Source organism: uncultured Maribacter sp. (assembly GCF_947495965.1).
GTDB lineage: Bacteria > Bacteroidota > Bacteroidia > Flavobacteriales > Flavobacteriaceae > Maribacter_B.
In genome coordinates, this window is sequence record NZ_CANMBB010000007.1 from 54109 (window position 1) to 68237 (window position 14129).

Consider the following 14129-nt stretch of genomic DNA (forward strand, 5'->3'; position numbering starts at 1 on the left):
ATTTAAATAGACCATGCCTTACCGTTAGTTAAATTTTCTATTGTATCGCATGGTACATATTGCCCAGGCACTGGCAAATAAGCAAGAACCTCTTCTCCTATATATTCATTACACTTATACGCCCAGATAGTTAAATCTCTAATATTTTTTACAAATGCTAATTCTTTATTTTCATTTGGAGATTCTAAAGCCGCTTTTAATGTAGGCGTTACATCTTCAGGTGTTACCTCATTTATTTCATTCTTTCCTGATGATTTAAGAGCAATTTCCGCTAATTTGTCTATGGTAGTTTTAAATTGCTTTTGTTGTTTAGTCTCCATTACCTCATTAACAAACTGGTCTAAAAAAACATGCACATTTGCTTCAGAAGCAGAAGGCGTATCTGTTTTTGGCAATATTGCATCTACAACATTAATAAGAACAACCGCTTGTTTTTCACTAAAAAAAGTAGGAACCCATGATACTACTTTCTCTTCTTTACAACTTTGTAATATAGTTAAGAATGTAGGAGCAGCAACAACATACCCCATAGACATTCCCATTTTTAATAATGCTTTTCTTCTATCCATTATATATTTCCTTTTTTAAGTTCTTGTGCAGCATGGTTTGCTGCTCTTGCTGTAAAAGCCATATAGGTTAATGATGGGTTTACACAACTAGAAGAGGCCATAAAAGCACCATCTGTTATATATACATTTTGTACTGCATGTATTTGGTTATGACCATTTACTACAGATGTTTTAGGGTCTCTCCCCATACGAGCTGTTCCCATTTCATGAATACCATGCCCCATATTGTAACTACCGTTTCTTGCTTTAACATCTTTAAAACCTGCCTTTTCTAACATTTCGGCAGCATGTACAACAATATCTTCTCTCATTTTAAGCTCATTATCTCTTATATCTGCATTGAAGTTTATAGTTGGTAAGCCCCAACCATCTAGAGTATCATAATCTAATGTCATTCTATTATCTTCATAAGGCAATATTTCTCCAAAACCGCCAATACCCATTGTCCATCCTCCAGGTTTTAAAATTTCATCTTTTAATTTAGCTCCCATACCAAACTCTGCAATAGCATCTTTCCAGTTTTTACGACTTGCTCCACCTTGAAAACCAAAACCTCTTACATAATTTTTACTGTTAGATTTTCCTCCTAAATTTTTAAACCTTGGTACATAGATACCTCCTGGTCTTCTTCCTTTATAATATTTATCTTGAAAACCGTCAAACTTTCCGCTTGCACCTGTTCCTAAATGGTGGTCCATAACATTTCTACCCACCTGATCAGAATCATTACCTAATCCATTAGGGAACCTATCCGATTTAGATTGCAAAAGAATAGACGCAGTAGCCATAGAAGATGCGCATAAGAAAATGACTTTTGCTTTAAAAACAAACTCTTCTTTTGTTAATCTATCTATAACTTTAACACCTGAAGCCTTTTTAGTATTTGGGTCATAAATAACCTCTGAAACAATAGAGTCTGGCCTTAACGTTAAATTTCCCGTACGTTCTGCTGCAGGTAATGTAGATGAGTTACTACTAAAATACCCTCCAAAAGGACAACCACGCGTGCACCTATTTCTAAACTGACACTTTGTACGCCCCTCAAAAGGTTTATCTCCAGTAATATGAGCAATTCTACCAGCAGTAACAACTCTACCATCTAAATTCTCATAAACTTTATCTCTAAAATGTTGTTCTACACAATTGTGTTCCATCATTGGCAAAAACTGACCATCTGGCAACTGTGGCAGATTCATTTTTTCTCCGGACACTCCAATGTATGTCTCTACTTTGTCATACCATGGAGCAATATCTTTATAACGTACCGGCCAATCTACACCATGTCCGTCTTTTTTATTAGCCTCAAAATCTATTTCACTCCAACGGTAACTATGGCGTCCCCACATAATAGAACGTCCACCAACATGGTAACCTCTAACCCAGTCAAAAGGTTTGGTTTCTTTATAAGGGTGCTCTAAATCATTTACAAACCATTCATTAACATCAGCATTGTTTACTCTATTCGTTCTTATTTGCTTTTGTTGTTTGGCTTTTTGTTCTTTAGTTAACTTACCTCCATTTGGAAAATCCCAAGTATCTAAATTAGCAGTCTTATAGTCCGTAATATGCTCTACCATTCTACCGCGTTCTAAAACTAAAGTTTTTAGACCTTGCTCACATAATTCTTTTGCAGCCCAACCGCCACTTATTCCTGTGCCTACAACTATAGCGTCGTACGATTCTTGTTCTTCGTTAAAATAAAATTTATTCATTTTTTTGTTTTGTTTCTAATTTAAAACTTGTGATAAAGTCAAATAAACTCTGTAATGCATATTCGGAATTTAAAATTCCAATCCCTACCTCATATGTTTATTTTTATAAATCAAATAGATTATTACTCTAAAAAATTATTTAAAAGGAAATATTTTTGATTCTACATGAGATTCTTTTATAATTTGCCTTATTTCTGCTACAATTTCTGGGTTTTCGTCTGCTACATTTTTAGATTCTATACCATCTGTATATAAATTGTATAATTCTATTTTAGCATTAGGATTCTTAACAGTATTATACAAAACCCCTTTCCACTTTCCTTTTCTTACAGCTTGCCTACCTCCTTTATGATTATACTCCCAATATAAATAAGCATGTTGTTCTTGTACACCTTTACCCAAAAGAGTTGGTAAAAAAGAAATTCCATCTGTTTTAAGTGGTGTATTTGCTCCAGCAACAGCAGCCAAAGTTGGCATTATATCCCAAAAAGCAGAAACATGATTAGTGATTGTTCCTGCCTTTATTTTATTAGGCCAAACCGCAATAAAAGGAGAACGTATGCCTCCTTCATATAAATCTCTTTTTATTCCTCTTAACCCTCCTGCACTATTAAAATACTCTGGATTAGCACCACCTGCAGCATGTGGTCCATTATCGCTTGCGAACATTATTATTGTATTTTCTGCAATACCCAATTCTTTAACTTTTGCTACAATTTGACCTACATAAACATCCATCCTATCTACCATAGAAGCAAAAGCTGCATATGGAGTTTCTGTATTACAATATTTAGATTCTATAATAGCTTCTCCATAATCTGAACCACCTTTATAAGGAACCTCATCATATTTCCCTATATATTTTTGCAGCAAACTATCTTTAGGAGATATTAATTCTGCGTGAGGTAAAACTAAAGGAACATATGCAAAAAAAGGCTCCTCTTTATTTTCCTCTATAAACTTTAATGTTTCTTTTTGTATTAAATCTGGGGCATAGGTAACTGTGCTACTTAGATTATTACCTTCTAACATTACTTTTTTATCATTTTTCCATAAATGTGTAGGATAATATCTATGTGCCTGCCTTTGGCAGTTATATCCATAAAACGTATCAAAACCTTGATTTATAGCATCTCCTTCAGAACCTATAAACCCTAACCCCCATTTACCAAAAGCTCCCGTGGTATACCCTCCTTCTTTTAATATTTCTGCAATAGTAACAGAACTTGCAGGCATGGGGGTTTGCCCTTCTTTATCTTTTAATTCTTTATTACCTCTAATTGGAGTATGTCCCGTATGCTCACCTGTCATTAAAGAAGACCTAGATGGTGCGCAAACAGTAGAACCACTATAATGATTTGTAAATTTAATGCCATTGGCTACAAGCTGGTCTATATTTGGCGTTTTAAACTTAGTTTGCCCGTAGGAGCTTAAATCTCCATACCCCAAATCATCGGCAAGAATAAAGATTATGTTTGGTTTTTTAATTTTAGTATTTCTCTTGGTATTATTATTTTGACATGATACAAAAAGTACAGCACTAAAGACCAAGAATAATAAATATATAGCTCTATTTTCTATTCCTATTTTCATATAATTTATACGCAACTTATTTCTTAATTTAATTGTAAAAGCTCGACAAAATATTTTTAGGCCCCTTTTCATACTCCCATAAATACTCCCCTGTTTTATCTACACATTTTTGACTTATATGATGTGGCAATACAGATACCAAAGGGTAACCAGTTTTTCCTTTAAACATTTCTAAATGCTTTAAATATTTTTGTTCTGTAAGCGCCTCTCTTGTAGAATCATTACCTCCTATATGATCTAAATTAATGGCTCTTCCTGGAGAAGATTTATAAGCCACCTCATAATGTGTTTTTACTCTGGCTGGCCAATCATAGTTATCATTTAACCAAACATCATTAGTTCTTGTTACATCGGTGTATTTGGCAAAGAAAATATCTGGAACATGAAATTCCATTTCAATATACGGATTAATAGCCTTTGCTGCTCTGTACAGTTCTTTATGAATATGTAACATATCAGATTTAGTATTATAAGACATATCAATCTTAAACTTTCTTACTCCAATTGTATAAAAACGATATATTACTTCTGATGCGTATTCAAAAATATCTGCCTTAGGATTTAACCATCTTTCCGCTGTTTTTTTATCTACGTTCCCTGTAGCTTTCCAATCTCCCAATAAATCTGGATACTTCTTGGCAATACTACTGGCATGGTGTATTTTAGGAAACGCTATCCACAGCCCTGGAGTAAACCCTTTTTCAGAAATCATATCCATGGTCTTCTTAAAATCTGGAAACTTCTTAGGATCTGCATGCCAAGTTCCAAACCCAGAATTAATTGTTCCGTCTGGAAATTGCCCCCAACCATGATCTAAGGTCATTTTACCTTTTGGATACCCATATTCTATAATTTTATCTAAATAAGAAGCAACAAAATCATGCGTTAATAAATTAAAGTGTCCTCTTCTCACTTTAGACCTATATTTTTGCTCTACCCAAGTACAATATTCCACATCTGACCAAAAATCTGGTGTTGTAGTCATGGGCTTAAAATTAAGCCTTTGCATCATTACCGTATTATAGGCTTTCCATGCTTCGTCTCCATTTCCTTTTTCATCTATAAACAACTCTTGCCCTTGGGGTACGGAAACTGTTAAGGTTTCTTTTCCATCAAAATTAAAAGTCGAATTTTCAAAACCATAGGAAGTCATAAACCCAACAAAAATCCCATTTGCATCTATTATTATAGGAGAGCCAGACATACCAGAAGCTTGTATCGTAAAGGGGTTATGAACAAAAGCTTGGCTTTTATAATAATGAGCCCCTCCTCCTTTTTCTTCTGGAGTAGAAATACTATGGTATGGACAAAATAATGGAGTTTTTACTTTTATAGAAACTTGCTCAACTGTTCTACTTCTGTTTATAGTTGTCCCTGAACTATACCCATCTTCCGATTTTTCTATTTTAGAAGTTCTGCAACTTACTAGCCCTGCTCCTACTAATCCTAAACCGCTTTTCTTAATAAAGTTCCTTCTATTGCTCATCGTATTGTTTTTCCATGAACAAAATTCGTATAAACTGCAGTCTTTTATGTTGCTATTAATACATACTTTGTATGCTACAGTTTAAAAATGGAATAAACTCACTTATTCTGAAATACAAACAACTTCTTTCATAGTTCTATGGTAAATTTTACCATTGGCATAACTTAAAGAATTAACAGTCCAAGTTTCGCCGCTTTTTCCTAAATCATTAACTGCTACTAATGCAGATGCATCAAAATTCTTTGCATTGGCATCAATCACATACACCATACCAACAGCATTTGTAAAAAACACATAATTATTAATAATAGTAGGGGAACCTAAAAAACATTTTTGAAAACCATTTCCTCTAGTCCTAGCATCAAAAGCATTTAATTGCCCTTTAGAATTTAGTCCATCATTAGTATGCTCATTTTTCCATATAAAGTCATTCTGAGAATCTAAATCTCTAGGAACTTCTAAATGTTCATTTTTACCTGCAACTACATTATGACGAGCTATAAATGGATTATAACGAACCATATAAAATAAATAATCTCCATCTGAAATATTACAGTGTCTTTGGTTTTGAAGTTCTTTTATTTTTACAGACTCAGATAGTATATATTTACCCTTTTTTATATCATAATTATACTGGTTCACAGTATTCAGTTTTTTTTCTGAAATTAGTTTACCTGTTTGTGAATTTACAGTAATATGCTCATTTCCTTTATAAAACCAAGATGCTTTATTCATATCCCAATGTTGCGTGCTAAGTGCTCCCCAACCTGCCAATGCATTACTTTCTTTTGGCTCCCAGTTCCATAAAGCATTACCTGCGTTATTTTTCTCTAAACTTATTAAACTAAGACCTATTGGTCTTTCTGGTACTCCATGTGGTCCGCCTCTACCAATTAACAAAGCTGGTGTTCCTTCTTTTGTTTTTCCTAAAATTGGAGTATTGTAATGTGTAATAGCTTCTTTTGTGACCCATACTCTTTTCCCGGTATTTTTATTAAAAGCGTGCACATAATTCCATTCTTTATTTCTTTCGGTATCTTTATCTTCAGGTGGTTCTACATTTAAAATTAAATCTTCAAAAAGAACAGAATCAAACTGTTTATTAAAAGGTTTTCCTCCAGAGCTAGGCTCCCATGTTCTTTGCCATACTAATTCCCCTTTCATAGAGAAACAAGCCATACCTCCACTTGCATTAATTGCCCATACATTATTCCCATCTGTTATAGGGCAAGGTGTGGTAGCGTCACTAAAACCATAATTATACTGACTACTAAAAGTTCCTTTTACAGTCTTCTCCCAAAACGTTTCACCTGTATCCGCATTTAAGCATAACAATACAATATCTTTACTGATAGCACCTCCACTTTTTTCTTTTTCAATTTCTAAAAATGAAGTATAAACTTCTTTTAGCTTTTTTGATTTAGAATGTATATATTCTTTAAGCTTATTATTAAAAACAGCATAGTTCTTACCTATCTCATCTTTATGCATTAGGTTTTTCTCAATATCTTTTTTTTCTAGATGCGATGCTTTTTGGTAATGCGAATTATTCTTCAGTGAATTCTGCCATTTCTTCAATGGTTCTGCTAAATTTTCTTTTAGTTGAATATAAGTAAGATCCTTATTGTTACTTAGTTTTTCTTCTTCCTTCTTAAAAAGTAATTTGTACTTGTTTTTTATTACATCATATTTTTTAAGAACGTCTTCATGTTTGGGATTTTCATTTGGAGGGTTAATGGTTAAAAAGAGTTTCTCTCCCCAAACTGCAATCCCACTTTGCCCACCTTCTGGTAATGTTTTTCTCCATTTAATATTTTCTCCTGTCCTAACAGACCATTTTATAGGAACTTTTTGAGTAGTTTTTATTTTATAATTGCCGTTTGGTCCTCCAGACATGGGCCATTCATTAGAACTACTTATTAGAGCTTCCGTATTGTCTTGAGCAAACAAAATTTTAGTTGCAGTAAACAACAGTAGTAAACATTTTAAAATATGCGCATTCATATTTTTATTTTTTTAGACCTTATGTATTAAATGAGTTTTTTACTACTAGAGAGTAATTATTTTCTTCATTGTTCTAAATCCGTAAAAGCCCACCACCGCTAAACATAGCATAGGCAATAGAAAAGAAAAATTAACTTCTGGTATATATCCTAAAAAAGAAACATCATTAAAACCATCGCCACCTATATCTAAAATAGCCGCTTGTATTGGTGGCATAAAAGCTCCGCCAACAATTGCCATTACTAAACCTGCAGAACCAATTTTGGCTTCGTCTCCCATATCTTTTAGTGCAATACCATAAATAGTAGGAAACATTATAGACATGAATATAGAAATAGCCACAAGAGAAATTAATCCAGACATTCCAGGTAAAACAACCGCTCCAATAGCACAAATGGCTCCAGAAAAACCAAATATCATTAAAACTTTAGACGGATTTATTTTTTTCATTAAACCAGTACCTATCCACCTCCCAGTTAAGAACAAACACATGGCAGCAATATTAAAGTTAGTAGCTGTAATATTCATGTTATATGTAGCATTTAAATTATCTACATATTGAAAAATAAATGTCCAACACATAATTTGTGAACCAACACAAGCTGCTTGTGCTACAACACCTCCTAAATAATTTTTATTAGCAAATAATTTTTTAAAAGATTCTGATAGACTCATCTTATCCTCTTCTGGTGTTTTAGGAATTTTTGTAAAAATTATAATTGCCATAATTATTAAAACCAAAACGCCTAACGCTATATATGGCAAACTAATTATTCCTAAGTCGTTTTCACGCACAACCGCCAATTCATCAGATGATAGTGCATTATAAGCCTCCGTTGTATAATCATCAGACCTAATTGCGCTTAAAACAAATACTTGTGCAATAACCATACCCGTTAAAGAGCCCACAGGATTAAAAGCTTGTGCTAAATTTAATCTTTGTGTAGAAGTTCTTTTATCTCCTAGAGCAAGTATTAATGGATTTGCTGTAGTTTCTAAAAAAGATAACCCACAGGTAATTACCCACAAAGAGATTAAAAAAAAAATAAAATCTTCATAAGCTGCTGCAGGGTAAAACATAAAGGCTCCTATCGCATATAAAATAAGTCCTAAAATTATTCCTGATTTATAACTATATTTTCTAATAAACAAAGCAGCTGGCAATGCCATAAAAAAGTAACCAAAATAAAAAGCAGATTGTACTAAGGATGCCTGTAAATTAGATAACTCTGGCATTACTTTCTTAAAAGCAGAAACCATTGGGTTAGTTAAATCATTAGCTATTCCCCAAAGAGCAAATAAGGAGGTAATTATTATAAAAGGGAAAAGTAATTTTTTGCTTACAATGGCTGGTTGGTTTTCTTTGTTCATTTACTATTAATCTATAATTGTTATTGGTTGCTTATTATTTTTTGCATTACAAAATGGATGATAAAGGCCCTGTACTATCTGCAAAACTCTCTACTGGCACTCCTACTTTATTAAGCATACTTACATATAAATTAGATAAGTGTTCTTTTTTTTCATCAAAAACAGTGTAAGAACCATGTTTTGCTCCTAAATTGGAACCTCCCGCTAATACTAATGGGCAATTAGTTGCATTATGTGTAGAGCTACAAGCACTTCCATATAGTACTAGTGTATTGTCTAATAAAGAACCATACTCATCTTGCGTATTTTTCATTTGTTCTAAGAAGTAAGCGTATTGTTTTGTTAACCATTGGTCATACTTGCCCTGTCTTTCAAAGTGTCCTTCTCTTTTATCATGTGTCATTCCATGATGCCCACTAAGTCCTAACGCAAGTTTTGGAAATGCATCTCCAAATCCCATACCGTCTTCACGTGCCATCATATACGTCATAACACGAGTTAAATCTGTTTGAAAACCTAGCACCATTAAATCCAAAGTAGACCTTAAATAAGATTCTGGATCTATAGTGGCATCTACACTTAAATTAATTCTAGAAGCATCAAACTCTTTCATAGGAACATCTAACCATTTTTCATTACGGGTTACTTGCTCTTCTACCCTATTTAAAGAAGTCATGTATTCATCTAACTTAGACTTATCATTATAACCAAGGCGCTTTTTTAAACGTTTACTATCTTCTAAAACTAAATCCACAATTTTTTTTCCTTGCTGTAGACTTTTACGTCTTTCTAAAGTTGTAGCTCCTCCGTTTGGAGAAAAATATCTTTCAAAAATTTCTCTTTGCCTATGTTCTGAAGGTATTGCTTTTCCTGTATTATCAAAAGAAAGTGTACTTGCTCTAGACTTGTAACCAACACCACCATCTGTAGAAATAGTTAATGAAGGAATACGAGTATGTTTACTTAATTTATGAGCCGCTACTTGATCTGCAGAAATAGAATTATTGTACTTATCTCCTCTTAAATCTCCTCCTGTTAAAAAGGTATCTCCTGCCATGTGTCCTAAAACACTCCTACTATTTGGATGACTTAGTCCTCCTAAAATAGAAATTTCCTTTTTGTAAGGTTCCAAAACAGACAATGGCTTAGTAAACTTATAATCTTTTCCTGTTGCATGCGGAAACCAACTCCAGTCTTTTTCTTTTATATTATTCATACTAGGCATGCTCACACCATTTGGAAAATATAAAAAACAGAGTCTTTTAGGGGCGTTACTATTGCCTCCATAATCTACAAGTTTTGGCATGCCCATTGCTTCCATATACGGAAGCATACAAGCTGCTCCTAATCCTTTAATAAATGTTCTACGATCTAAATGCCATGGTTTTCTACTCATAATATTGTTATTTAGTTCTAAACAATTAATTTTTTAAAAACGATTCTGATACTATAATTTGTTCTAAAACAGATTGAAATTTATAATCTTCCGCAATTACATTTTGAACAATCCCGTCTAGTTCTTTTTCATCTGAAAAACCTATATCTCTGCCTAAAGCATAGGCATATAAATGCTCTACCAAAGATTTTGTGAATTCTAATTTCTTTTCATTTAGAATATATTCTTTAATACCCTTTACACCATTTACTTCTGTACCGTCTGGTAATATAGATTTAGAATCTATTGGCCTATTTTTTGCTAATTTTTGATACCTACCTACAGCATCATAATTTTCAAATACTACTCCGTAAGGGTCTATTTTTAAATGACAATCTATACAAGAAGCTTTATTTCTATGTAAATCTAATTGCTCTTTAAGTGTTAACTTATCAAACCCAGGAGTTTCTGGATCCAACTCAGGAACATTTGGCGGTGGCGGTGGCGGTGGATCACCAAGAATTTTTTCCTTTAACCAAACAGCTCTTTTAATTGGGTGTGCATGCACACCATCTGAATGTCCTGTTAAAAATGCTCCTTGCGATAATAAGCCTCCTCTATTTTCTTTAGAAGGTAATGCAACTACCCTAAATTCGTTTCCTTTTATGCCTTTAATGCCATAAAATTCTGCCAAATTCTGATTTAACATAGCAAAATCTGAATCTACAAAGTTTAATATACTTAAATTATCTTCTAAAATATGATGTACAAAGCTATAGGTTTCTTGCGCCATATCTTCTTTAACAAACCTTGTAAAATCTGGATATAAAGACATATTAGCGCTCATTCCCTTTAACCTATCTATTCGTAACCAATCATAGGTAAACGCCTCTATCATTTTCCAAATTTTTGGACTTTTAACCATCCTAGGCAGCTCTTTAGATAATTCTTCTTTTAACTTTCCTTGATCAGCAAGTGTTACTAATTTTTCATCTGGTGGAGAGTTCCACAAAAAGTAAGACATTTTAGATGCTAGGTAATATTCATCTGTTTTAGTATCTGGAGTAGCTTTTTCTGTTTCTAATAAATATAAAAAATTTGGTGAGCACAAAATAGCAACTAATACTTCCTTTACACCATCTTCATATCTATCAAAATTATCTTTAGTTTCTTTCCAAAAACTTAAGTACCTTTCTAACTCGCCTTCTAAAAGAGGTCTTCTAAATGCATTTTCTATAAACTTACGAAGCACTTCTGCAGTGTATACTTCTTTATTATTCTTGTTCGGGGAATCAAAAAAGATATTCGTATGGCTTTTTGGTGGCCATACAGGATGATACGGAGCCTCTAACTCTATTGTTTTAATTAATAAAGGAGGTCCTGTATCCCCTTTACTCTTCACTAGGTTATCATTCCAAAGGCCCACAATCATAGTACTTGCTAATTCCGATTTTTCACTAGGATTATACACTGGAAGTGGTAAATTCTCTAATCTTCCTTGAAATTCATAGGTAGAAAAGTTCCCTATTTCCGATTTTACTTCTTTACTAACATCATAGGTATCATAATCTAAACCATCATCTGTTCTAGAGCCAATAAAAGCACGAATTGAAGGAATTGAATTTTTAAATTTCTCTTGATTCACCTCTACTTCTTTTCTTAATTTCTCAGGCAGCGGGTCATTCTCTGAAAGAGGCGTAACTCTTATTTCACTAAAGCCTACAAAAAACTTTCCTCCAATAGTGATGTTATACGTTCCTTTTTTAAAAGAGGCCAACGTTACTGGCGTTACTATTTCTTCTTTATCTTTTAACTCTTTCCCTAACTTTAATCGCTCTTGTAATCTTTTAAAGTTTCCTATCTGCATTAAAAAAGAAGGCATATTTTCTTCGGAAGAGTACGGATGTACAAAATCTACTTGATAAAAACCATCTTCAGGAATATCTAATTGTAGTTCTACATTTGCATATGCATCTGCCGCTTCAGCCAGCAACCATTTATCATCTTTAACAATAGTTCTATTAGCTTTTACATTCTCTATTGCCTTTACTATAACTGTTTTAGAAGAAACCTCAGCAGGTATATTTTCTCTAAGACTAATAAGTCCCTCTTTATTCTTAATTGCATTTCCTTTAGACGCCTCTACTCTAAAAATAAATGGTCCCTCTGTTGGAAAATCATTTTTAATTAACATTTTTAAATTAGGAGAAGGTCCTTGCCAAGATCTTGGAGGTACATCTTTATGCGGTAAAGCAGAGTAAAGGAGCATTCCCCCTTCTGTTACCTCATAACGGTCGCTCATAGAGCCACGCATTCCAATTCCAATATTTTTTTTAATGTTCTCTGCATTTTCTTTTACTTGCCCATCAGGGGTTAATACTTCTACTAAAAAATTATCTTTTTTAATTGGTGCCGATTGGAACCCTCCAAATTCTGCTGCTATACTATTAACTCCTATATTTTCTCCAAAAGTAACTTTGTACTTCTTTGGTTCTGGCTTTGCTCCAAACACAATAGCCTTATCTAAGGCCTCTCTGGCTATTTTTTGATAATAGTCTATATGTAAAGAAGATATTTGTAATACATTTCCATTATTTGTAAAACCCATTTTAGATTTGCCATCATCTGGTAATACGCTCCCGAAGTTAACGGGTAATTGTAAAAGCTGATTTAACGAATTGGTATATTGAGATTTAGTTAACCTACGTGTAACTTTCTTGTTTACTCCTCTTTTTGCTTCCGAGGCCTCTTCTAAAGAATTTGTAAGCCAATCTACTAACATTCTTCGCTCCCTAGTAGTAAGTTGTTGCTTTTTCTTAGGAGGCATTTCTCCTGCATTAATTTCATTTAAGGCAGAATGCCATTTTTGGGCATCACTACCATTAACCATATCCCAATTAAGAACATCTAAACGCATACTTCCCTTTTGTTTTTTTTCGCCATGACAGCTAAAACAATATTTATTTAGAATAGGTCTTATATTATTTACATATTCTGATGCTTTTGGAGATAAGTTAGATGTATTTGTTATTGGCATTGCCATAGCAATTTGCTTTTTTGGCATTTTTTTAACTATACTATCTAAAACTTCTGGTTTACTCAAAGTTTGTTCTATCCATGTTAATAGCCCATTACGTTCTTCTGTGGTTAGTGGTTCTTCTTCTTCTGGAGGCATATTACCTTCTGTAACTTCTTCTAGTATTGTTTGCCACTTTTCTACATCTTCAGGTGTACTAACTTTCCAATTAATATTATCTAGTCGTAAATCTCCTTTTTGTTTATCTGCATTATGACATTCAAAACAGTTAGCATCCATTATAGGATGCACCGTATTTGCAAAAGCAAGAGCCGTATGGTTTACGGTATCTTTTGCTTGTTCTTTTATTTGAGAGAGAATAATCTCAGATTCTGTTTTTTTAACACCAAAGAAGTTTTTCATTACTACTGGCATATCTTTAGTTAAATAATCTGAACCATGCGTTAAAGAGCCTCCATAATGTCCTGCAACAGATAATAGTGTTACAACAAGTATTACAAATACTTTATAGCTTAATTTAAATTGCTTGGATTTTTCTTGCACCCAAGTTTGATATACCGCTAGCCATATACTAAGTAAAGCAGTACTCCACCCCAACCACTTATGCAAAAAAAGTTTATCTGCATTATACCCTCCAGATGCAGCAAGAAAAAAACCTAGATACACTGTTGGAATAATACTCAATATAGAAAACCATAGTACAATAGGACTTGCATTAGTTATCTTTAGTTTGGGCTTAAAATAATCTACTATTTCTAAAACAGCTAATACTATAAGCGTACCTATTGGAACATGTAATAATAAAGGATGAAAATTACCTAGAAATGCAAAAACACCACCTTCTTCATTTATTTGCATTGGAATAAATAGCAACCCTACTAAAACTAGAGTAAAAAAGGATGCAACATAAAAAGTTACTTTCATAAATAAGCTTAAATTTATAACTATATTCCAAAGTTAATTTTCCTTAATAATTTAATAG

The 14129-nt window shown here is 33.2% G+C and carries 8 protein-coding genes; all 8 read right to left on the reverse strand.

Annotated elements, in window-relative coordinates; translation table 11 throughout:
• Positions 1-2: 2 nt before the first annotated feature.
• Positions 3-569 carry a gluconate 2-dehydrogenase subunit 3 family protein gene (locus tag Q0820_RS13280; RefSeq protein ID WP_298488153.1) on the reverse strand — a complete coding sequence of 189 codons (567 nt, stop codon included), beginning with the start codon at positions 567-569 and terminating at the stop codon, positions 3-5.
• Entirely contained in the window at positions 569-2281 is a 1713-nt protein-coding gene (locus tag Q0820_RS13285) for a GMC family oxidoreductase (RefSeq protein WP_298488154.1), read from the reverse strand. Before Q0820_RS13285 ends, Q0820_RS13280 begins: the two co-directional genes overlap by 1 nt.
• A gap of 135 nt (positions 2282-2416) precedes the next feature.
• The gene (locus Q0820_RS13290; RefSeq protein WP_298488156.1) at positions 2417-3874 is read right to left on the reverse strand and encodes an arylsulfatase; all 1458 of its coding nucleotides are present in this window, start codon (positions 3872-3874) and stop codon (positions 2417-2419) included.
• A gap of 28 nt (positions 3875-3902) precedes the next feature.
• Complete coding sequence (locus Q0820_RS13295) at positions 3903-5360, reverse strand: alpha-galactosidase (protein ID WP_298488157.1); 1458 nt, start codon at positions 5358-5360, stop codon at positions 3903-3905.
• A gap of 102 nt (positions 5361-5462) precedes the next feature.
• Entirely contained in the window at positions 5463-7364 is a 1902-nt protein-coding gene (locus Q0820_RS13300; RefSeq protein ID WP_298488159.1) for a PQQ-binding-like beta-propeller repeat protein, read from the reverse strand.
• 45 nt (positions 7365-7409) lie between these two features.
• The gene (gene fucP / locus Q0820_RS13305) at positions 7410-8735 is read right to left on the reverse strand and encodes an L-fucose:H+ symporter permease (RefSeq protein ID WP_298488161.1); all 1326 of its coding nucleotides are present in this window, start codon (positions 8733-8735) and stop codon (positions 7410-7412) included.
• A 46-nt stretch (positions 8736-8781) separates the two neighbouring features.
• Entirely contained in the window at positions 8782-10131 is a 1350-nt protein-coding gene (locus Q0820_RS13310; protein WP_298488163.1) for a DUF1552 domain-containing protein, read from the reverse strand.
• 25 nt (positions 10132-10156) lie between these two features.
• Positions 10157-14071: a DUF1592 domain-containing protein gene (locus Q0820_RS13315; protein ID WP_298488165.1), complete on the reverse strand. Its 3915-nt coding sequence runs from the start codon at positions 14069-14071 to the stop codon at positions 10157-10159.
• Positions 14072-14129: the final 58 nt, after the last annotated feature.